Annotated in this window: 29 protein-coding genes; 11 read left to right on the plus strand and 18 right to left on the minus strand. The window is 60.5% G+C overall.

Annotation, left to right across the window (positions count from 1 at the left end; translation table 11 throughout):
* Positions 1–3 precede the first annotated feature (3 nt).
* A complete protein-coding gene (gene fba, locus TX72_RS03880) occupies positions 4–1077 on the plus strand; it encodes a class II fructose-bisphosphate aldolase (RefSeq protein WP_011127656.1) in 1074 nt (357 codons plus the stop codon).
* Between the two features lie 48 nt (positions 1078–1125).
* Here fba and TX72_RS03885 read toward each other — a convergent pair whose 3' ends face one another.
* The 3 genes from TX72_RS03885 to purS are packed head-to-tail and all read right to left on the minus strand — an operon-like array spanning position 1126 to position 2997.
* Positions 1126–2091 (minus strand): S66 peptidase family protein, encoded by a 966-nt coding sequence (locus tag TX72_RS03885; RefSeq protein ID WP_011127657.1) that lies wholly within the window; start codon positions 2089–2091, stop codon positions 1126–1128.
* Between the two features lies 1 nt (position 2092).
* Entirely contained in the window at positions 2093–2746 is a 654-nt protein-coding gene (purQ, locus tag TX72_RS03890) for a phosphoribosylformylglycinamidine synthase subunit PurQ (protein ID WP_011127658.1), read from the minus strand.
* Entirely contained in the window at positions 2743–2997 is a 255-nt protein-coding gene (gene purS / locus TX72_RS03895) for a phosphoribosylformylglycinamidine synthase subunit PurS (protein WP_042504214.1), read from the minus strand. Before purS ends, purQ begins: the two co-directional genes overlap by 4 nt.
* A 107-nt stretch (positions 2998–3104) precedes the next feature.
* On the opposite strand from purS, the gene TX72_RS03900 reads away from it, so the two are divergent.
* A complete protein-coding gene (locus TX72_RS03900; protein ID WP_071820867.1) occupies positions 3105–3416 on the plus strand; it encodes a hypothetical protein in 312 nt (103 codons plus the stop codon).
* On the opposite strand, the gene TX72_RS03905 is transcribed toward TX72_RS03900, so the two are convergent.
* Genes TX72_RS03905 through TX72_RS03915 form a run of 3 tightly spaced genes read right to left on the minus strand, consistent with a single transcriptional unit; the run spans position 3377 to position 5396 of the window.
* Complete coding sequence (locus tag TX72_RS03905) at positions 3377–4399, minus strand: mechanosensitive ion channel family protein (protein ID WP_011127661.1); 1023 nt, start codon at positions 4397–4399, stop codon at positions 3377–3379. The two genes, TX72_RS03900 and TX72_RS03905, sit on opposite strands and share 40 nt — an antisense overlap.
* 55 nt (positions 4400–4454) lie before the next feature.
* Positions 4455–5072 (minus strand): DUF938 domain-containing protein, encoded by a 618-nt coding sequence (locus tag TX72_RS03910; protein WP_011127662.1) that lies wholly within the window; start codon positions 5070–5072, stop codon positions 4455–4457.
* Positions 5073–5081: 9 nt separating this feature from the next.
* Positions 5082–5396 (minus strand): ArsR/SmtB family transcription factor, encoded by a 315-nt coding sequence (locus TX72_RS03915; RefSeq protein ID WP_011127663.1) that lies wholly within the window; start codon positions 5394–5396, stop codon positions 5082–5084.
* Positions 5397–5459: 63 nt separating this feature from the next.
* On the opposite strand from TX72_RS03915, the gene TX72_RS03920 reads away from it, so the two are divergent.
* From TX72_RS03920 to TX72_RS03935, 4 genes are all read left to right on the plus strand, one after another.
* Entirely contained in the window at positions 5460–6482 is a 1023-nt protein-coding gene (locus tag TX72_RS03920) for an ArsJ-associated glyceraldehyde-3-phosphate dehydrogenase (RefSeq protein ID WP_011127664.1), read from the plus strand.
* Positions 6479–7732 (plus strand): organoarsenical effux MFS transporter ArsJ, encoded by a 1254-nt coding sequence (gene arsJ / locus TX72_RS03925; protein WP_011127665.1) that lies wholly within the window; start codon positions 6479–6481, stop codon positions 7730–7732. Before TX72_RS03920 ends, arsJ begins: the two co-directional genes overlap by 4 nt.
* A gap of 145 nt (positions 7733–7877) precedes the next feature.
* Positions 7878–8225, plus strand: a complete 348-nt coding sequence (locus TX72_RS03930; RefSeq protein ID WP_225867737.1) for a thermonuclease family protein — start codon at positions 7878–7880, stop codon at positions 8223–8225.
* Positions 8226–8315: 90 nt separating this feature from the next.
* Positions 8316–8552 (plus strand): hypothetical protein, encoded by a 237-nt coding sequence (locus TX72_RS03935; protein ID WP_011127667.1) that lies wholly within the window; start codon positions 8316–8318, stop codon positions 8550–8552.
* An 88-nt stretch (positions 8553–8640) separates the two neighbouring features.
* Here TX72_RS03935 and TX72_RS03945 read toward each other — a convergent pair whose 3' ends face one another.
* Positions 8641–8850 carry a DUF8641 family protein gene (locus TX72_RS03945; RefSeq protein WP_042504215.1) on the minus strand — a complete coding sequence of 70 codons (210 nt, stop codon included), beginning with the start codon at positions 8848–8850 and terminating at the stop codon, positions 8641–8643.
* Between the two features lie 126 nt (positions 8851–8976).
* On the opposite strand from TX72_RS03945, the gene TX72_RS03950 reads away from it, so the two are divergent.
* The 3 genes from TX72_RS03950 to TX72_RS03960 are packed head-to-tail and all read left to right on the plus strand — an operon-like array spanning position 8977 to position 9647.
* Positions 8977–9165, plus strand: a complete 189-nt coding sequence (locus TX72_RS03950; protein ID WP_042503178.1) for a PM-15 family protein — start codon at positions 8977–8979, stop codon at positions 9163–9165.
* Positions 9166–9180: 15 nt separating this feature from the next.
* The gene (locus TX72_RS03955; RefSeq protein WP_042503184.1) at positions 9181–9408 is read left to right on the plus strand and encodes a hypothetical protein; all 228 of its coding nucleotides are present in this window, start codon (positions 9181–9183) and stop codon (positions 9406–9408) included.
* A gap of 44 nt (positions 9409–9452) precedes the next feature.
* Positions 9453–9647, plus strand: coding sequence for a DUF8635 family protein (locus TX72_RS03960; protein WP_042504216.1), 195 nt, complete (start codon positions 9453–9455; stop codon positions 9645–9647).
* Positions 9648–9748: 101 nt separating this feature from the next.
* Here the strand turns inward: TX72_RS03960 and ppk2 are convergent, their stop codons facing one another.
* The 3 genes from ppk2 to TX72_RS03975 all read right to left on the minus strand — a co-directional run bounded on the left by ppk2 (position 9749) and on the right by TX72_RS03975 (position 12798).
* Positions 9749–10660 (minus strand): polyphosphate kinase 2, encoded by a 912-nt coding sequence (gene ppk2 / locus TX72_RS03965; protein WP_011127671.1) that lies wholly within the window; start codon positions 10658–10660, stop codon positions 9749–9751.
* A gap of 76 nt (positions 10661–10736) precedes the next feature.
* Positions 10737–12071 carry an ATP-binding protein gene (locus TX72_RS03970; protein ID WP_011127672.1) on the minus strand — a complete coding sequence of 445 codons (1335 nt, stop codon included), beginning with the start codon at positions 12069–12071 and terminating at the stop codon, positions 10737–10739.
* A 1-nt stretch (position 12072) separates the two neighbouring features.
* A complete protein-coding gene (locus TX72_RS03975) occupies positions 12073–12798 on the minus strand; it encodes a response regulator (protein ID WP_011127673.1) in 726 nt (241 codons plus the stop codon).
* A gap of 137 nt (positions 12799–12935) precedes the next feature.
* On the opposite strand from TX72_RS03975, the gene TX72_RS03980 reads away from it, so the two are divergent.
* Complete coding sequence (locus tag TX72_RS03980; protein ID WP_011127674.1) at positions 12936–13397, plus strand: EF-hand domain-containing protein; 462 nt, start codon at positions 12936–12938, stop codon at positions 13395–13397.
* Here TX72_RS03980 and TX72_RS03985 read toward each other — a convergent pair.
* The 4 genes from TX72_RS03985 to TX72_RS04000 are packed head-to-tail and all read right to left on the minus strand — an operon-like array spanning position 13382 to position 15169.
* Positions 13382–13753 carry a hypothetical protein gene (locus TX72_RS03985; RefSeq protein ID WP_011127675.1) on the minus strand — a complete coding sequence of 124 codons (372 nt, stop codon included), beginning with the start codon at positions 13751–13753 and terminating at the stop codon, positions 13382–13384. The two genes, TX72_RS03980 and TX72_RS03985, sit on opposite strands and share 16 nt — an antisense overlap.
* The gene (locus TX72_RS03990; RefSeq protein ID WP_011127676.1) at positions 13750–13995 is read right to left on the minus strand and encodes a hypothetical protein; all 246 of its coding nucleotides are present in this window, start codon (positions 13993–13995) and stop codon (positions 13750–13752) included. Before TX72_RS03990 ends, TX72_RS03985 begins: the two co-directional genes overlap by 4 nt.
* A 13-nt stretch (positions 13996–14008) precedes the next feature.
* Positions 14009–14626 (minus strand): DUF4335 domain-containing protein, encoded by a 618-nt coding sequence (locus TX72_RS03995; protein ID WP_011127677.1) that lies wholly within the window; start codon positions 14624–14626, stop codon positions 14009–14011.
* Positions 14627–14632: 6 nt separating this feature from the next.
* A complete protein-coding gene (locus tag TX72_RS04000) occupies positions 14633–15169 on the minus strand; it encodes a DUF3038 domain-containing protein (protein ID WP_011127678.1) in 537 nt (178 codons plus the stop codon).
* A 42-nt stretch (positions 15170–15211) separates the two neighbouring features.
* Between TX72_RS04000 and TX72_RS04005 the strand changes: the two genes are divergently transcribed.
* Positions 15212–15730: an adenine phosphoribosyltransferase gene (locus TX72_RS04005; RefSeq protein ID WP_011127679.1), complete on the plus strand. Its 519-nt coding sequence runs from the start codon at positions 15212–15214 to the stop codon at positions 15728–15730.
* On the opposite strand, the gene TX72_RS04010 is transcribed toward TX72_RS04005, so the two are convergent.
* From TX72_RS04010 to TX72_RS04025, 4 genes are all read right to left on the minus strand, one after another.
* On the minus strand, positions 15721–15933 hold the full coding sequence (locus tag TX72_RS04010) for a DUF2949 domain-containing protein (protein ID WP_011127680.1): 213 nt from the start codon (positions 15931–15933) through the stop codon (positions 15721–15723). The two genes, TX72_RS04005 and TX72_RS04010, sit on opposite strands and share 10 nt — an antisense overlap.
* 19 nt (positions 15934–15952) lie before the next feature.
* A complete protein-coding gene (locus TX72_RS04015; RefSeq protein WP_011127681.1) occupies positions 15953–17098 on the minus strand; it encodes an FAD-dependent monooxygenase in 1146 nt (381 codons plus the stop codon).
* Between the two features lie 39 nt (positions 17099–17137).
* Entirely contained in the window at positions 17138–17392 is a 255-nt protein-coding gene (locus TX72_RS04020) for a CAB/ELIP/HLIP family chlorophyll-binding protein (protein ID WP_011127682.1), read from the minus strand.
* 67 nt (positions 17393–17459) lie between these two features.
* The gene (locus TX72_RS04025; protein ID WP_011127683.1) at positions 17460–18116 is read right to left on the minus strand and encodes a DUF8619 family protein; all 657 of its coding nucleotides are present in this window, start codon (positions 18114–18116) and stop codon (positions 17460–17462) included.
* Positions 18117–18124 lie beyond the last annotated feature (8 nt).

The raw sequence follows: 18124 nt of genomic DNA on the forward strand, positions 1-18124 counted from the left end.
ACCATGGCGCTCGTTCCGCTTCGGCTTCTGCTCGACCACGCCGCCGAGAACGGCTACGGCATCCCTGCGTTCAACGTGAACAACCTGGAGCAGGTGCAGGCGATCATGGAAGCGGCTGACGAGACAGACAGCCCCGTGATCCTGCAGGCTTCCCGTGGCGCCCGTAACTACGCCGGTGAGATCTTCCTGCGTCACCTGATCCTGGCCGCCACTGAGACCTATCCCCACATTCCCGTGGTGATGCACCAGGACCACGGCAACGCTCCTGACACCTGCTATTCCGCTGCCATTAACGGCTTCACCTCCGTGATGATGGATGGCTCCCTGGAAGCCGACGCCAAGACTCCCGCCAGCTACGAGTACAACGTGGCAGTCACGAAGCAAGTGGTGGATTTCGCCCACTCCGTGGGTGTGAGCGTTGAAGGTGAGCTGGGCTGCCTGGGCTCCCTGGAAACCGGCAAGGGTGAAGCCGAGGACGGCCACGGTTTCGAGGGTGAACTGTCCAAGGACATGCTCCTCACCGATCCCGCTGAAGCAGCTGACTTCGTTGCCAAGACCAAGTGCGACGCCCTGGCCATCGCCATCGGCACCAGCCACGGCGCTTACAAGTTCACCCGCAAGCCCACCGGTGAAGTGCTGGCCATCAGCCGCATCGCCGAGATCCACAAAGCCATCCCCAACACCCACCTGGTGATGCACGGCTCCTCCTCCGTTCCCCAGGAATGGCTGGAGATGATCAACAAGCACGGTGGTGCCATCCCCGAGACCTACGGCGTTCCCGTCGAGGAGATCCAGGAAGGCATCCGCAATGGTGTGCGCAAGGTGAACATCGACACCGATAACCGCCTCGCCTTCACCGCTGCTGTGCGTGAAGCGGCCATGGCCGATCCCGCCAACTTCGACCCTCGCCACTTCAACAAGCCGGCTCGTAAGTACATGAAGCAGGTCTGCCTCGACCGCTATCAGCAGTTCTGGGCCGCCGGCAATGCCAGCAAGATCCAGCAGCAGACCATCAACTACTACGCCGGTCTGTACGCCAAGGGTGCACTCGATCCCAAGGCCGCCGTCGCCGCTTGATCCACACGACCCAGTGATCAGAGGGGGCTTCGGCCCCCTTTTTTTGTGTCAAGGCAACAGGTCCAGCAAGCCCCGGCGGCCATCGAGTCGCCCCAGTGCGCCGAGGGGGAGTGCCTGATTGGGCAGGCCATGGCCCACTGGAAGATTGAGCACGAGGGGGACGCCTAGATCCCCCAACCGTTCCTCCAGGATCTCCTCCATGGTGAAATCCCCCGGAAGAACGTCGTCCTCGTCCCAGCTGAAGCGTCCGCAGGCGATGCCAGCAACGCTGTTAAGCAGTCCGGCGCTGCGCCATTGCGTCAGCGTTCGATCAATGCGGTAAGGAGCCTCTCCCACGTCCTCCAGCACAAGGATGGCTCCCTGCAGTGATGGCATCCAGGGGGTACCGATCAGGTGCGTTGCCACGGTGAGGTTGGACACCACCAGCGGTCCTTCGGCCACACCCGTGCGGACGCCGATCCCCTCCAGAGATTCCACGGGACGCCCACTTAACAGATCAACCGTCCGCTGCCACTGCTCGTCGGGGCCGCCGTTGGATCCATGGATCGCTCCCGGCAGGCCGGCCGCCCACTGGGCAAGAAGCAGGGAGCTGGAATCGGAAAAGCCAAGGCTCCACTTCGGGCTGCGTGGAAAACGGAAGCCGGCCTCCAGCACCCTGGCCCCGCCCCAGCCTCCCCCGAGGCTGATCACCGCCTCCAAGCCAGGGTCATGCCAGGCCTCCTGAAGTGCTGCACGGCGATCGCCATCCGTGCCGGAGAAATAGCGCCACTGACCTCTGACCTCTGTCGGGATCTCCAGCAGCCAACCCTCGGCGCTGCAGCGCTCGCGCAGGGGGGTGAGATCCCTGTCTGGATCCATCCAGGTGCCAGGGTTCACAGCCCTCAGACGGGATCCTGGCCTCAGAGGTCTGAGCCAGGCAGCCCCGCCTGGGCCGGAGGCCATGGCACGGTTGGACACCAGCGCTGCAACGGCCGCCGTCGCTCCTGAGATCAGCAGCGAGCGGCGGCTCGGCATTTCAGCTCAGCAGGCCCTGCAGCAGGACGCGACCATCGGTCCCACCGGTGGCAGGGTCGCAGGCCCGCTCCGGATGGGGCATCAGTCCCAGCACGTTTCCGGAGTCGTTGGTGATGCCGGCAATGTCCGCAACCGAGCCATTTGGATTGGCTTGATAGCGCAGGGCGATGGCATCGGCATCCTGCAGTTGCTTCAGGGTGTCGTCGGAGCATTGATAGCGGCCTTCCCCATGGGCGATGGGCAGGGTGAGCGCCTTGTCTGTTCCGTAGTGCTCCAACCATGGTGTGCGGGAGCTGACCACCTGCAGCGGTGCGTCTTCACAGATGAAGTGAAGGTCCCGGTTGCGGGTCAGGGCTCCCGGCAGGAGTCCCAGTTCGGTCAGCACCTGAAATCCGTTGCAGATCCCCAGGACGCGTCCCCCTTGAGCCGCGAAGCCGAGCAGCGCCTGGAGTGCTGGGGCGAAGCGGGCAATCGCACCACAGCGGAGGTAGTCGCCGTAGCTGAAGCCCCCTGGCAGCACAACGGCATCGAGGCCGCTCAGATCCGTTTCCTCATGCCATATCCGCCGGGTGGGCATGCCGAGGCATCCTTCTGTCGCCCACTGCACATCACGGTCGCAGTTGGAGCCGGGAAAGACAAGGACGCCGATGCTCATGAGTCCTGCAGCTCCAGGGACCAGTCTTCGATCACTGGATTGGCCAGAAGGCGGTCGCTTAAGACTTCCAGCCGGCGACGAGCCTCCTCGGCATCAGGGGCTTCCACTTCCAGCTCGACGGCCTTGCCGATCCGCAGCTTGCTGATGCCCTCCACCCCCAGGCGCTCAGCAGCGCCACGGGTGGCTTCACCGGCAGGATCGAGCACGGAGGGGCGCAGGCGCACAAGGACGCGGGCTTGATAACGCGGCACGGTCACCAGCAGGGCTGCTCAAATCCTGCCAGACCGGTTCTGAGCAGGGATCAGGACGCCCGTTTGAACGCGGTTCAGACTTGGTGAACGAGCGCGAGTGGTTGGCGATGTCGGTTTTCACTTTTCGATGCTTCATCTGCGGCGCGGCTGTGGAGATTCCGGGGCGCTTCGGCTTCAAATTGAAAAGTTCCGGTGCCGGCAGGCTGCTCTGCCAACGATGCCGGCAGAGCAGTTTTCTGAAGGCGAGGCGGGAACAACTTGATCAGGCCATTGAGGCTGAGATCCAGCGGGTGCGGTGGGTTCCTGCCGCGGCGGTTGCGCTGGCATTGACCCTGGCCATCAGCCTCGTGTGGTGGCACCAGGCGCAACAGAACCGTCCTCAGGACTCTTTGCCGGAGCGGGTCTCGTCTTCGAGGTAGAGGGTCTGGCTCGGGAAGGCGAAATCGATCCCTTGTTGGGCAAAGGCTTCCATGATCCCCAGATTGATGGCCTGCTGAGCATTCAGCGCCGTGGTGTAATCCCTGGTGTCGATGTAATACACCAGCTCAAAGTTCAGGCTGGAGTCACCGAATTCGGTGAAGTGGCAGCGACTGAAGTTGGTGTTGTCGACCGCATTGATCACCTCTTCCACCATGGCTGGAATGGCTTTCATCTGATCCACTGTGGTGCTGTAGGTGACACCGAGTGAATAGATCATTCGCCGCGTGTTCATGTCGGCAAAATTCAGAATCGTGCTGTTGGTGAGGGCGGAATTGTTCATCACCACGATTTCCCCTCTCAGGCTGCGCAGGTGGGTGGAGCGAACACCAATCCGTTCCACCGTGGCCCAGGTTGAGCCGACGTTGATGAACTGCCCCACCGTGAATGGCTTATCCAGCAGGATCATCAGGTATGCGAACAATTCCTGGGCAGGATCTTTTAGGGCCAAGCCAATCCCGATGCCACCAGCGCTGAGCAGTGCCCAGATGGCAGCAAGTTTCACCCCCAGGCTCTGAAACAGCACGAGTGCACCGATCATCCAGATCAACGCCTTGATCAGGGGTTGCAAGCTGATGAACAGTTGTTGAAGGTCATCTCCGCTGCGATGGGCAACACCCTGCAGAAAGCGAATCCCAACGCGATTGGCGAATCGGACGATGACAACCGTGCCGAAGATCCGCAGCAGGACGTCGTAGGCCCGTTGAACGTCGTTGCTGAGTCCGAGGTCGCTCTGAATCAACAACAGGACAACGACGGCTCCAAATGGAAGAATCGACTCTGACAAGGTGCGGAGAACAAAGTCGTCAAAGTCGCCAGGTGTTTTTCGCGTGAGCTTCGGAAAAACATTGCGAAGCAGGAATGACACCAGCAGCGTGATGGTCGTTCCCACAGCAATGTGGGTCAGAAGTTGAGTCAGGTTCAAGCTGATCGTTACTCGTCAAGTAATTCTGAGGGGTTGGCCATGGTTGGCAATGTTTTCAGCGTCGTCTGAGAACCAGCGTGGTGTTGTTCGCAGGCATGGCGTGACGACCAACGAGATTCATCGGGCGATGGGTGAGCAGGTCATCGATCCAGTCCAGATCCCTCAATCCCCAGCGAGGGTCGCGTTGCCGCAAGGAGGCGTCAAAGGCCGCATTGCTGGCACTGGTGTGACAGCCGTTGTGGCAAAAGGGTCCATAGATGATCAGCAGGCCATCCTTTGGAAGGCGGTCGCAGGCTTCCTGCAACAGCGCTTCCGTGCAGGTGGCTGGGCTGATGTGCAGCAGGTTGATGCACACCATGGCCTTCAGATCCTCCACAACAGCGGCTGGGAGGGGCCAAGGGCGCTGCTCGACATCCAGATCCAGGGCATCAGGCATCACGCCAGCCAGTTCGGCGTGGCGGATCCAGGCGTTGATGCTGGCCCGGTGGTCGGGGTCCGGATCACTGGCCTGCCACAGCAGTTGAGGGAAGCGTCGTTGAAAGGTGATGGCATGTTCACCACTGCCGCTCGCGATCTCGAGCACTGAACCATCCGCAGGCAGCATCGTTTCGAGCAGATCACCGATCGGCCCTCGGTTGCTTTCCGTGGCGGGGAAGAGCAGGCGTTGGTCCATGGATGCAGATCAGTCGGAACAGAGAGGGGCGCTTCTTGAGCAGTGCTGACGCAGGGCGGCCAACCAGTCCTCCAATGCGGAGAGGGCATCAGGCTGCAAGCGGTAATAGGTCCAGCGGCCGCTGTGCCGGTCAGTCAGCAGCCCGCAATCCCTCAACACGCGCAGGTGAAAAGACAAGCGCGATTGGGTGATTCCGAGATCCGCGGTGAGATCACAGACGCAACGCTCGCCCTCGGCCAGGGCGTGGATCACGTCAAGACGAGTGGGGTCTGCAAGAGCCTTCAGGGTTTGCCGGGATTGCTCTGTGGTGAGGGTGTTCTGCATCACCTGAGCGGCTTTCCATGACCTGTTTAGATCAACATAATTTGATGAGTTATGGGTCGCAGCATGCGCATTGGTATCAACGGCTTCGGGCGGATCGGACGCCTCGTGTTCCGAGCGCTCTGGGGGCGGCCCGGCATCGAGCTGGTGCATGTGAATGACCCCGCGGGCGACGCTGCAACGGCCGCCCATCTGCTGGAGTTTGATTCCGTTCACGGTCGCTGGGATCGCGGCATCAGCAGTGATGCGGACGGTTTCTCCGTGGAGGGATCACCACTGACCTGGTCGAGCGAGAAAGACCCCACAGCAGTGCCCTGGACAGCGCGCGGGGTGGAAATGGTGCTCGAGGCCAGCGGCAAGATCAAAACACCCGAGACCCTCAGTCCCTATTTCGAGCAGGTGGGGCTGAAACGGGTGGTGGTGGCCTGTCCGGTGAAGGGTGATGTGGCCGGCGAGGAGGCACTCAACATCGTTTACGGCATCAATCACGACCTTTATGAGCCAGACCGGCACAAGTTGGTGACGGCCGCTTCGTGCACCACCAACTGCCTCGCTCCCGTGGTGAAGGTTGTGCACGAGAGCTTCGGCATCGAGCACGGAATGATCACCACCATTCACGACATCACCAACACCCAGGTGCCGATCGATGCCTTCAAGAGCGATCTGCGCCGGGCCCGCTCCGGCCTCACATCCCTGATCCCGACCACCACGGGCTCCGCCAAGGCAATCGCCATGATTTTCCCTGAGCTCAAGGGCAAACTCAACGGCCATGCCGTGCGGGTACCACTCCTGAATGGATCGCTCACCGATGCGGTGTTCGAGCTCAAGCAGAGCGTCACGGTGGAACAGGTGAATGATGCGTTCAAGGCCGCCTCAGAGGGCGCGCTGAAGGGAATCCTGGGCTACGAAGAGCGCCCCTTGGTGTCGTGCGATTACACCAACGACAACCGCAGTTCGATCATCGATGCCCTCTCGACGATGGTGGTCGACGACAACCAGTTGAAAGTGTTCGCCTGGTACGACAACGAATGGGGCTACAGCTGCCGGATGGCTGACCTCACCTGTCACGTGGTGGGGCTGGACGCGTGAAGCTCTCCGCTCTGCAGCAGTACGGAATTGTGACCGCCAACTACTGGGCGTTCACGCTCACCGATGGTGCGTTGCGGATGCTGGTGGTGTTCCATTTCCACCAACTCGGCTACACCACCCTCGAGATCGCCTTCCTTTTTCTCTTTTACGAGTTCTTCGGGGTGGTCACGAACCTTTATGGCGGTTGGATTGGTGCGCGCTACGGCCTGCGGCTCACCCTCTGGGTTGGAACGCTGCTGCAGATCCTCTCGTTGGTGATGCTGATTCCGGTGGCAGCCAGCTGGCCGAAGCTGCTGAGCGTGGTTTACGTGATGGCCGCTCAGGCGATCAGTGGGATTGCCAAGGACCTCAACAAGATGAGCGCCAAGAGCGCCATCAAAACCGTGGTTCCTGAAACCCCGGATGATGCTCAGCGGGGGGAAAAGCAACTGTTCAAATGGGTCGCGATCCTCACGGGATCCAAGAACGCGCTGAAGGGAGTCGGCTTCTTCCTAGGCGGCGTGTTGCTCACCGCCTTTGGTTTCAATGCTGCTGTGGGTTGGATGGCAGCGGGCCTGGCCCTGGCCTTCCTGTTGACCTTGGTGCTGCCAGGTGAGATCGGAAAGATGAAGTCGAAGCCGGCCTTTTCCTCCCTGTTCTCCAAATCCCAGGGCATCAATGGTCTGTCGTTGGCTCGTTTCTTTCTGTTCGGAGCGCGCGACGTCTGGTTCGTGGTTGCCTTGCCGGTGTTTCTGGAGGCTTCCCTCGGCTGGAACTTTGAGCAGGTGGGTGCCTTCATGGGCACCTGGGTGATCGGTTACGGCATCGTTCAGGGTTCAGCACCGGGCCTGCGACGGCTTTGGGGGCAGACGACCTCCCCCGGCGTGTCGGCTGTGCAGTTCTGGAGTGCTCTGCTCACGGCCATCCCGGCTTTGATCGGCGTCGCTCTGTGGCGTGACGCCAACGTGGCGGTTGCCATTACCGCTGGACTTGCGGCTTTCGGGGTGGTGTTTGCGATGAACTCCTCCATCCACTCGTACATGGTGCTGGCATACACCGATGCGGAGAGCGTCAGCCTCAATGTGGGCTTCTATTACATGGCCAACGCTGCAGGGCGATTGGTCGGAACCCTGCTCTCCGGTGCTGTGTTCATGCTGGGTCGTACAGCATCCGGTGGCATGCAGGCCTGCCTGTGGTGTTCTTCGCTGCTGGTGATGTTGGCCTGGCTCAGCAGCCTCAGACTGCCTGCTCCGCTGAGGACGGCCTCTTGAAGACGTTGATGGTGGCTGCCGGCATCAGCACTCTGTTGATGCAAAGTCCTGCCCTGGCCCTGGAGAGGGCGAAGGTGCTGAGCATTCACAACGGGCAGCAACTGTTGATTGAAGTGAACGGTCAAGGCAGAACCCTGTGCCTGGCTTGTCTGCAGGCTCCCCGCAGCCAACAGCGCCCCTGGTCAACCCGCGCATTGGTGTCATTCAGAAGCTGGTTCGTCCTGGGGATGTGGGCGACTTCGAGCTCAGAGCGAGGGACGTTTACGGCCGTCTTGTGGGTCGGTTCTTGATCAACGGGCAGGACCTGGGTGCCGAACTGGTCCGTCGCGGTGCGGTGTTCTCCTGGGATGGATTCCTGGGCCGCTGTGATGACCTCGACTACGACGGCATTGAGGCCAAGGCTCAAGCGGCTCGACGCGGCATCTGGTCCGCGCCAGCTGGTGTGAAGCGTCCTTGGGATGTGATGGAAGCCTCCAACGACGGCGAACCTTGAGTTCCGGCTGAGGGATTTCAAATCGGTCGCCGTGCACACACCAGTTCTGGGGGGCATGTCACTGAATGGTGAAAAGACGATGTTGTGCCCATGACTGTTGAGCCAGGCAGCACCGATTGCCGTTTGTTGATCGATGCAAAGCGATCCCTGGAAGATGTTCTGAAGACGTTGTCGGATCTTCCCCACACAGATCACATCCGCCAGCAGTTGCTGGCAGTTCACAACCAGTTGGAGGGGATGCATGATTTGAAGCGAGCCGGCGGTGCCGGTGTGTCCTTCCGATCCTCGTCCTGGTGTTCGAAAACGACCGACGTCCTGGCTGGTTGAACTGGGTTTTCCTGGCGATGTTTCTCTGGTCGTCCTGGCAATTGGTGGGCTTCTGGGTGCAGCAGCCTCAGCATTGATTCCGGCTGGATCAGGCGAAGCTCACCAGCCTGATCGTTCCCCAGAGGTCGAACACGCAGAAGATCAGTCCGATCACGATGATGTCCCAGGCTCGATGGCGGATGGCCCATGGGGCTAGGAACAATTCGGCGATGCCGTGGAGTGCTGTACCGAGGGCAATGTGTTCGAGCACCAGCAACCCATGAGCCAGCAGGAAAAGACCACTGGCCACGCACCGCATCACAACCTGCCAGTTTCCAAGCAATGTCTTGATTCCTGGCATGAAGGCTTAGAAGGTTACGTGGGTTGCACTCGCGGCTCAAGGGCTTGGCTGGCCACAATGTAACAACCTTGTTACATCCTTCTCATGACTCTCGGCGAAGTTCTCCTCTCGTCCCTCAGCAGTGGCGTGATCACCCAGTACGAGGTGGATTGGGTCACCTCTCACCAGCATTGCTTCAGTCGCGAGGAGGTGGCCTCGGCCCTTCGCCTCGGACGGCTCATCGACACCGGCGACGTCAATCTGGGTTGCCGCCTGCCCTTGTCTGTTGGTTGAGGTCAGACTGGTGGTATGCGGAGAGAACGCTGCTGGGTTTGGTTCCGTGGCGGTCTGAATGAATCCAGCCGCTGGGTGGGTGGATTTCAGGCCACCACCGATGCTGAGCGGGGCGTTCTGATTCAGCATCCGGGCTACAGGGACGCCCGCGTGCCCTCCTGGCGCATAACCACCGTTGAACCTGACGATCTGGAAGCTCCGCCAGACGGGCTGGATGAATCCGGCCCGTGGCAGTTCTTCTGATACACCCCATGCAGCAAAATGGATTCAGTTCATTGCTAAGCCCTGTGGCAACTGCTGCTGAGAAAAAGGACATCGTCAAGAAACGCCTGCAGGAGCTGCGCAACATGTGCAGGGATCACTACGCCGTAGTGGCTGAAGAAAGCACGATGCCCGACCCGGCTGACGTACGGGCCACGAATGCCAAATTGCAGGAGCTGATGGACTTACTGGATGGAAAGGCCAAGTGGGACGAAGCTTGAACTTTGTCGTTGTCGACGAATCCAAGTACATATCACAGGTTGATATCTATTCGGATCGCTCTTCATCTAGCTTCTGATTTTAGAAATTTAAACTTTTTGAATCAGTCTTTGTAGGGATAATTGTTTGGCACAAAGAACTGCTCGTTGAATGGCGGCCGTTTGTAGTCCCCTTGCTCGGGACGCGCTGGCATCTCGATGGGAGGAGGCGTCATGTCTTCATAGGGGACTTTGCTCAGCACATGCCGCAGGCAGTTGAGGCGTGCCCGACGCTTGTCGTTGGCTTCAACCGTGAACCAGGGAGCCTCAGGGATATGGGTTTTGGAGAACATGATGTCCTTCGCTTTGGAATATTCCACCCAGCGATTTCGGGACTCGATGTCCATCGGGCTCAGCTTCCAGCGACGTTCCTCACAGTCAATCCTTGACTGGAAACGCTTCTCCTGCTCTTCGTCATTGATGGAGAACCAGTACTTGAGCAGCAGGATTCCGTCCTGCACCAGCATCCGTTCGAATTGAGGGCAGGCCACGTAGAACTGCTCCACCTGGTCCTCGGTGGCAAATCCCATCACCCGTTCAACACCGGCCCGGTTGTACCAGCTGCGGTCAAAGACCACGATCTCACCGGCACTGGGGAAGTGCTCCACGTAGCGCTGGAAATACCACTGGGTCTTCTGTTGGTCAGACGGCATCCCCAGGGCGACCACGCGGCAGCCCCGTGGATTCATCGGCTCGGTGAGGCGTTTGATCGAACCGCCTTTTCCCGCCGCATCCCGTCCTTCAAACAGGATGATCATGCGGAATCCGGTGGCTTTCACCCAGTACTGCATCTTCACTAGCTCATATTGCAGCCTCGCCAGTTCCTTTTCGTAGGTCTTTTTTTCCAAGCGTTTGTGGTCGCTGGAAAACCCCTCCTGCAGCTCCACCAGGAGCTCCTGCGGGTGATCGACGTCACCATCGCTGTGGTCCAGAGCATCGAGCACCGCAGCCATGTCGTGCTTGTGGTTCTTGCTCATCGGGCTTGAGAACTCTCAAGACCTTTTTGGCAGTGGCGGGTTAAGCCATCGTGTGCCGATCATGATTTCTGAATATTCATCCCTTGGCCTGCCCCTCTGAAGGAAGGGTCAACACCACGGCGAATCGGCCGGGGTTGCCGGTTCCCCTGCGGACGGTCACTGTTCCGTCGTGGTGCTGCATCACATGGTTCACAATGGCCAGTCCGAGTCCGCAATGGCCCTGCTGTCCGCGGGCCTCATCGAGCCTCTGAAAGGGTTGCATTGCACGGCTCCACTGCGCGGTCGGAACGCCTGATCCCTGATCCCAAACCTCAAGGCTTATTCCGTCCTTGCTCGTCAGGAGGCGGATCACAATCGGTGGTTTGCCGTGGCTGAAGGCATTGTCGATCAGGTTGCTCACGGCTCTGCCCAGTGCAATCGGGCGGATGCGGGCCTCAACAGGTGTTGGTTCAAGGTGCAGCTGCTCGCTCGGGTAGCTGGCCACAACTTCTGCCAGCCACAGCGCCAAGGGACAGACCACCGGCGTCTCGCGCTCTCCGCCGCCGGCATACAGGAGGAACTGACCGGTGATGCGCTCGAGTGACTCAAGGTCATGGCGACAGCGCTGGCGTTCGGTGGCATCCAGGCTTGGCAGCGCCAGACGAAACTGCAGGCGGGTGATCGGAGCCCTCAGGTCGTGGGCTATGCCGGCCAGCATCGTTGCCCGTTCCTGACGGTTGGCAGCCAGGCGCTGCACCATCGCATTGAACCGTCGGGTGATGCGTTGCACCTCAGGGGCACCTTTTGCAGGGAGGGCAGGAGGGTCGTTGCCCTCACCAACGCGCGCCAGGGCCCGCTCCAGACCACGCAGTGGCTGTTCAACGTCCTTGAGCAGATACACCACACCGGTGATGATCACAGCTCCCACCAAGGCGATCAGCATCAGCATCGGATCAGGTGGCCAGCGGCGGGTGGCTGGTATCGCGCTGCGCAGCCAGACCGGCTCGAGCGGTGAGATCAATTCGATCCAGATCTGCTGGCCACCCCCCTGAACTGCTGCCGTCTCGCCAGAGGCTGCCGGCAGCAGCATCGGGCAATGGGACAGACGTGAGCAGAGCTCCTGTTGCAATTCACGCCGTCGATCGTCATTGGATCGGTCCTCCCGCTCCGGTTCTGGGGGCTGGACCGCAATCACCAGATCCAACCCCGTGAGCTCCTTGATCAGCGCTGGTGGGTAGCGCTCCAGGGTGAGTTCCGTCAGGCGGATATTCAGGGCCAGATCCCGTCCCAGCTGCAGGGTCTGAAGCCGGTTCAGTTCCCGGCCGAACAGGAGCTGCATCCACATCAGACACAACAACCAGCTGACCAGCAGCAAGGAACTCCAGCCACCGATCTGAAGCATCAGCGACCTCAAAACGAGGGCACGGGTCATCTCAGTGCGAGCGCGGCGTGCCGTCCGGAACAAAGACATAGCCGTATCCCCACACGGTCTGGATGTAGCGAGGCCGGGTTGGATCGGGCTCCACCAGCTTGCGAACTCTGGACACCTGCACATCCATGCTGCGACTGTCGGTGTCGCTGCCGGGACCGCGGGCCAGCTCGATCAATCGTTCTCTGGACAGAGGACGGTGGGGGTGCTGAGCGAAGGCCGCCAGCAGGCTGAATTCACCGCTGGTAATGATTTCCGCCGTGCCGCCCTTCATCAAAGTACGGGCGGAGAGGTCAAGCACGTTCTCTCCAAAATGCACCTGCTCTCCATCCACCAGCGGCGTACCTGCTGGCATCGCCATGCGACGGCGTAACACCGCATCGATTCGAGCGGTCAGTTCACGCGGGAGGAAGGGCTTGCCCAGATAGTCATCGGCGCCCTGCTCCAGCCCAATGATTCGATCCACCGCATCCCCCCGCGCCGTCAGCATCACGACGGGCAGATCATCGCCAGCATCCCGGAGTCGTCTCAGGGCCGTCAGACCGTCGTCGCCGGGCAGCATCACATCGAGGACCAGCAAGTCAGGGCGCTGACATTCCAGACGGGCCTCCAACTGCTTGACGTCGCAAAGGCAGCGAACGTCATAGCCCTGATCGATCAGGTAGGTCCCCACCATCTTGCGCAGCTCCGGGTCGTCATCCACCACCCAGACCATCGACGTCTTCGACATGACAGTCATCGTCTCTTTGGATGGTATGCAGCTCCAGGTATGACGTCTCTTTGCAAGCGCATCCAGTCACAGCTTTGAGGGTGGCGGTCATGCCTGAGTCATCGGCAATGCCCTTGACGCTCCATAGGCTGTGATTCATGAAGGTCTCCGTCCTGGTCGCGGCTGCATCGGCGAATCTGTTGCTGGTCAATGGGCTGGCCTGGTCCATGCCGGATCAAGGCTCGATGCGGATGTACAACCAGCGGATGGAATCGTTGTTTCTGCGGCTCGACTCTGATGGCAACGGCCGACTCGAGCATCAGGAATTAAATGGCCGTCCTGCCTTTCAGCGCCAGTTGAAACGGAAGACGGGGAGGGATTTCCTGTTGCTGGAGGACATAAGGACTCAGAAGGGCACTGTGCGGGGGCAACGGCTGACACGCCGGTTTCGAGGGGCTGATCGCAATTCAGATCGCCGGCTCAACCGCAGGGAGGCCGCCCGTCTTCCCTGGATTGAACGTCATTTCGATGGTCTTGACCGGAACAAGGATGGTCATGTGACGCTGGAGGAGCTTTGGGACTTGCAACGCTCCCTGGCTCCGCGTCAACGGCGCCCTTGATGGTGGGGTGGAAAAAGCAGCATCCTCAGCAATCTGAGCAACCGCCAAAGCCCTGCGAGCATCAGCACAGCGGCCAGAATGACCGATGCGGCGATCAGCACGACGCCTCCCAGGCCGAGCATGGCGCTGAGCAGCTGTTGGATGCCGCTGATCAGGTCGGAGATGGCCTGGCTGACCAGCACCATCAGATCCACTTGTTCAGGAAGTCGCTGCAGCAGCACAACAATGCCGATGCCGCTCGACAGCAGCAGCAGGATCACAAGCAGATGTCGAATCACCAACCCGACGGGGAGCCGACGTCTCCGCCGGAAGACGCGACGCTGATTGCGTTGGGGGGGACGAGTGAGTTTGGTCATGGCACAAGGCTGTACCCCGACCCACGCATCCAACGCTCGAACTCGATCAGGACCAACTCGTTCGGACAGTCAATCAAGGTGAGATTGCCGACGGTGCAGTCCCCGTAGCCACTGTGGTGAAGCGTGAGGTGATAAGCCGATCCGCTGAGCCCACAGACCTCAGGATCACTTCGAACAACCACGTCAAGCGACGCTCCGATGCGGGCGACGCGTCGCCTCAGGTCGGACCAACTGGCGCCCATACCCCGGATCTAATTACTTTGTCTCATTAATAATTTTGGACCCTGGTTCGGGTCCGTCAACGCTGGTGGTTGTCCCGGGCCGAGGTGGCAGAGGCAGCAGAATGGCCAAGGCGGTGGTCAGGCTGAGCACCAGCCCACCGAGTGCCGCTGGTGCCAGTCGACGTTGCAGTGGGATCCGCTCCAACAGTTCCCTGCGAGCTAGAGGACGATCCTCGGGATAGGTCCATTGCAGTTTGACCTTCTCGTCGAGGCGCAGACGATCGAGACAACGCACCAGATCAGCCAGGTCCGCATCATCGAGGAGGAGCTGTAGCGGCTTGACGCCCTCGCGACTGCTGCGCAGCTGCAGCTGGTGTTTGCCGTCCACCGCTTCGATGCCGACGAAGCCCTGATCCCCTCCGAAACGCCCGCCGATGCCGGAGAGCTGGTGACGGGCATAGGGCATGACTGCGGCCATCATCGCTTCGAGGTGGTCGCGGGTGCCCTCGAGTTCGGGGGCACCCACCAGTTGAAGCTTCCAGCCCGAAAGGATGCCGATGGTGTCACCCTCCTGTCCATCCGACAGATCTGGATACCCCTCCACCACCAGGCGTGCGGCCGTTTGTTCGTAGCGGTGAACTGTTTTCAGCATGGCTGTTCAGGGTGTTGGGTCCAGCAGGAAGGCCCGCAGCCGGTCGATGCCACCAGGTCCGGCCACCAGGCCCAGGGTGCTCACCAGTCGGTGGTGGGTCGGCGCATTGCTGGCCGGATCCAGCAGACGCAGCACAGCACCGCGCCGGAGATTCATCCGCTCCTCGATCAGATCCCCCAGTCGCTCACGCAGGAGCTCCCATCGCTGCTGAGTCAGCTGCTCAGGTTCCCGGGAGGACAGCAGCTGGTGAAGCATCGGATAGAGCCTGTCCGCCATGGCACAGACCAGGGCGATCAACGATTCCGCATCCGTGGAGTCCAGCTGGTCCCGTCGAGTGATGCGCCGCAAGGGGCTGTGGCAACGACGCTTCCACAGCTCAACGCGATTGGGGAACTGGGCCTGAAGCCCCAGTTGATGACTTGTCCACAGCATGGCCTCGCCTCCGTTGAGATCGAGGGCCTCGACAGTGAGGAGAAGAAGATCGAGCCGTTCAACACCCCGTCGGCTGAGGCGCACGCCACTCTGGGTTGGAGCTTGGGTCATGGCTGCGATGATGCCAGGGTTGGACCCTCGCGTCAGCAGTCCTTGGATTTACAGACTTATATCCGCTCAATTCCGGACTTTCCCAAGCCGGGCATCCTGTTTCGGGACATCAATCCATTGCTGCGAAATCCCGCTGCGATGGTGGAGGTGATGCGGCGTCTTGGCGCGATCTGCGATGCGGTGCAGCCGGATCTCATTGTTGGCATTGAATCCAGAGGCTTCATCGTTGGCACGCCGCTGGCCCTGCAGCGCTCCCTTGGATTTGTCCCCGTTCGTAAACCGGGAAAACTGCCCGGAGCAGTGATCGGGGTGGATTATGCCCTGGAGTACGGCACTGATCGACTCGAAATCCAGAGCGATGCCCTGACCGGCAATCCCCGGGTGCTGGTGGTGGATGACCTGCTCGCCACGGGTGGAACGGCCGCGGCCACAGGCTCGTTGGTGCGTGCTGCAGGCGGTGAGCTGGTGGGATTTGCCTTTGTGATTGAACTGGAGCCGCTTGGAGGACGTTCCGCCCTGCCTGATGAGGTTCTTGCGGAGTCGTTAATCCGTTACCCCTGATTGTTTTCCCAGTCGAGGACCTGTTGAAGCTGCTCAAGGCTGAGCAGACCGAAGCTCCAGAGCACGATGGGCAACGGTGCTTGTTCCAGTTCAGCCTGGCGCAGCCCAAGGTTGAGGGCGTTGCTGCTCAGCCCAAGCCGAGCGAGCAGAAAGTCCTGAAGCTCGTTCGACGCTGCCGGTTGTGGATGGCTGCACACCACCATGGCTGAAATCCCTGTGGTTTCAGTCTGGCAAGGGTTTCAGCAGTTGAGTTGGACCATCGGTCATTGCAAGCAGGCTGATGCGGCGCAACCAACTGAACCGTGCCATGGCCTTGAGGCCGATGCGTCGGAAGGGGAGCAGCCAGGGTTGCTGATTGGAAAACAGCCTCACCAGGAGATCGGTGGCGAGCCCCACCATCAACAGATCCGCCCAGCGTGACCGCCCGTAGCGACGCGCCAGCCGTTGACTGGTTCCACCATGCTCAGCCAGGTTTCTGAGGCTGGCGACATCGCGCCAGCAGAGATTTAGCCCCTGCCCGCCGACCGGATGGCAGCGATGGCCGGCTTCGCCGAGCAGAACACCTCGGCCGCGGCTCAGACGCCTTGCCATTGACCATTGCTGGGAAAAGGCCCGGGGCGTGTCAAGCAGCAGATCAGGCTCGATTCCGGCAGGAAGCACGGCTGCAAGTTCGTCAAGGAATTCCGGGGTCGGTAGATCAGCTCGGCGCTGGCATTGCGTCCAGGGTGCGCTCCACACCACCTGAAAGATGCCGTCCCCAAGAGGCAAAATGGCGAAAGGGCCCTCTGGCCGGAACAGTTCATAGGCCATTCCAGGTTTCACACCTCTGAGCGCAATCTTCGAGGTGAGACATCCCTGGCGATAGCGGAATTTCCAGCATCCGATATCCCATTGCGATCGCGTCGTCGACCGGGGCCCGTCCGCAGCAACGATCAGATCATCAATGCCAGGGGTTGGCGCTGTACAACCCAGCGCGAGCTCAACGCGATGGTGCTGATGGAGACGGTCCATCAGAAGTTTCATCAAGGGCTGATGGTCGAGGATCCACCCGATCGCTTCATGGCGACCGTTCGAATTCGGCAGGTCGTCCAAGCCAAAGACCACTCTGCCGCCGCACGCAGAATCCCTGAGATCGAGGAAGCTGAACGCCGTCAGGCTCCCTTGAAGAGAAGTCCAGAGATTCAGATCCGTCAACAGACGCCGACTGGAATGGGTGATGGCGTAGGCGCGGCTCCTGGATAGCAGCTCCTTGCGAGTCAGCGGATCAGTCAGAACAACGCTGCAACCCGTTGACGCCAAGGCGATTGCTGCGAGGGAGCCAGTCGGTCCGGCTCCCAGGATGTGAAAGGTTGTCGAAGACGTGGCCATCCAATGAGTGTGGCCAACTCAGGCGGTGAGCTGTGAGCCTCAGCCCAGACCCAGCAAACCGTGGGTGAAGGCTTCGCCACCGAGGGCGATCTCAGTGGCGAGCAGGGCGATGAAGCCGAGCATGGCCATGCGGCCATTCAGTTTTTCAGCCCGTTCGTGGAAACCCCAACCCTGCTCAGCTTCCACCACCTGCATGCGGGGCTCGGAGGCGAAGGCGTTCAAGCGGCCGCCGTCTTCGGTGGTCACTGTGGCGCCGCGGATCACAGGAGCATCGGTGGAAGGAGTCTGAGCCATGACGATGTCAAGCGAATTGCTACGGAGTGTAAACCAGGTTTAAGAAATGTTCCCTGGTTGCTCCGATTCAGCCCCTTCGGCTCAAGCGTCGCTGGCACAGCTCCTCAAAAGCGGGTCGCAGCAAAAAGGGGTATTCGCCGGCCCACATCCGCAACCCGGGCATCCAGGCATCGCTGAAGCTGCCAATGCGGGAAAAGTCCTTGCGGTCACTGAGCACCAGACAGCGAATCACCGTTCCCCGTCGAATCGACTGGTGCCGTTTCTCCATGGGAAATGCCAAGCGACCCAGGTAGCCGTCCTCATCCTCAAGCTCCAGCAGCACCCAGGTCCGCCTGTTCTCCACCAGCTCCAATTGCCCGCGACTGTCAGCCTGTTCGTGGCGACCTTCAACACGTTCTCGGGTGGTGACGTCTCCCACTTCACCTTCGAACAGGGCTGCCGCTGGATAGCGGCGCAGGGTGGCGTTGCGCTGGCCAGCCTCAACGATGGGGCCCCACAGCACGTACAGAAAGAACACCACGCTGATCACCAGCCAGACAGGTCCCCAGCGGCTGCCGAGCTGAGCCTGGTTGTAAATTAAAAATGTGATTACACCGCCGATGGCGGCGATCATCAATCGCTGCAGCACCTGTTGTGGTGTTCCAAGGGAGGCGCGGAACTGATTGCCGGTGGCCACTGCCGGAATCAGGCGCTGCAGCTCTCCGGGTTTGAGGGGGATGAGCATGGATCGCA

Source organism: Parasynechococcus marenigrum WH 8102 (assembly GCF_000195975.1).
Taxonomy (GTDB): domain Bacteria; phylum Cyanobacteriota; class Cyanobacteriia; order PCC-6307; family Cyanobiaceae; genus Parasynechococcus; species Parasynechococcus marisnigri.

Excerpts from the sequence above, each read along its gene's own strand:
- TX72_RS03915 (WP_011127663.1), bottom strand. The coding sequence starts at position 5,396 with ATGCAGAACACCCTCACCACAGAGCAATCCCGGCAAACCCTGAAGGCT.
- TX72_RS04025 (WP_011127683.1), bottom strand. The coding sequence starts at position 18,116 with ATGCTCATCCCCCTCAAACCCGGAGAGCTGCAGCGCCTGATTCCGGCA.
- TX72_RS03985 (WP_011127675.1), bottom strand. The coding sequence starts at position 13,753 with ATGACCAAACTCACTCGTCCCCCCCAACGCAATCAGCGTCGCGTCTTC.
- TX72_RS03950 (WP_042503178.1), top strand. The coding sequence starts at position 8,977 with ATGACTCTCGGCGAAGTTCTCCTCTCGTCCCTCAGCAGTGGCGTGATC.
- TX72_RS03975 (WP_011127673.1), bottom strand. The coding sequence starts at position 12,798 with ATGTCGAAGACGTCGATGGTCTGGGTGGTGGATGACGACCCGGAGCTG.
- TX72_RS03990 (WP_011127676.1), bottom strand. The coding sequence starts at position 13,995 with ATGGGCGCCAGTTGGTCCGACCTGAGGCGACGCGTCGCCCGCATCGGA.
- fba (WP_011127656.1), top strand. The coding sequence starts at position 4 with ATGGCGCTCGTTCCGCTTCGGCTTCTGCTCGACCACGCCGCCGAGAAC.
- TX72_RS03955 (WP_042503184.1), top strand. The coding sequence starts at position 9,181 with ATGCGGAGAGAACGCTGCTGGGTTTGGTTCCGTGGCGGTCTGAATGAA.
- purQ (WP_011127658.1), bottom strand. The coding sequence starts at position 2,746 with ATGAGCATCGGCGTCCTTGTCTTTCCCGGCTCCAACTGCGACCGTGAT.
- TX72_RS03980 (WP_011127674.1), top strand. The coding sequence starts at position 12,936 with ATGAAGGTCTCCGTCCTGGTCGCGGCTGCATCGGCGAATCTGTTGCTG.
- TX72_RS04000 (WP_011127678.1), bottom strand. The coding sequence starts at position 15,169 with ATGACCCAAGCTCCAACCCAGAGTGGCGTGCGCCTCAGCCGACGGGGT.
- TX72_RS03885 (WP_011127657.1), bottom strand. The coding sequence starts at position 2,091 with ATGCCGAGCCGCCGCTCGCTGCTGATCTCAGGAGCGACGGCGGCCGTT.
- TX72_RS03995 (WP_011127677.1), bottom strand. The coding sequence starts at position 14,626 with ATGCTGAAAACAGTTCACCGCTACGAACAAACGGCCGCACGCCTGGTG.
- TX72_RS03970 (WP_011127672.1), bottom strand. The coding sequence starts at position 12,071 with ATGACCCGTGCCCTCGTTTTGAGGTCGCTGATGCTTCAGATCGGTGGC.
- TX72_RS03920 (WP_011127664.1), top strand. The coding sequence starts at position 5,460 with ATGCGCATTGGTATCAACGGCTTCGGGCGGATCGGACGCCTCGTGTTC.
- TX72_RS04010 (WP_011127680.1), bottom strand. The coding sequence starts at position 15,933 with ATGGTGGTGTGCAGCCATCCACAACCGGCAGCGTCGAACGAGCTTCAG.
- TX72_RS03945 (WP_042504215.1), bottom strand. The coding sequence starts at position 8,850 with ATGCGGTGCGTGGCCAGTGGTCTTTTCCTGCTGGCTCATGGGTTGCTG.
- TX72_RS04020 (WP_011127682.1), bottom strand. The coding sequence starts at position 17,392 with ATGGCTCAGACTCCTTCCACCGATGCTCCTGTGATCCGCGGCGCCACA.
- TX72_RS03910 (WP_011127662.1), bottom strand. The coding sequence starts at position 5,072 with ATGGACCAACGCCTGCTCTTCCCCGCCACGGAAAGCAACCGAGGGCCG.
- TX72_RS04015 (WP_011127681.1), bottom strand. The coding sequence starts at position 17,098 with ATGGCCACGTCTTCGACAACCTTTCACATCCTGGGAGCCGGACCGACT.
- TX72_RS03900 (WP_071820867.1), top strand. The coding sequence starts at position 3,105 with ATGTCGGTTTTCACTTTTCGATGCTTCATCTGCGGCGCGGCTGTGGAG.
- TX72_RS03935 (WP_011127667.1), top strand. The coding sequence starts at position 8,316 with ATGACTGTTGAGCCAGGCAGCACCGATTGCCGTTTGTTGATCGATGCA.
- ppk2 (WP_011127671.1), bottom strand. The coding sequence starts at position 10,660 with ATGAGCAAGAACCACAAGCACGACATGGCTGCGGTGCTCGATGCTCTG.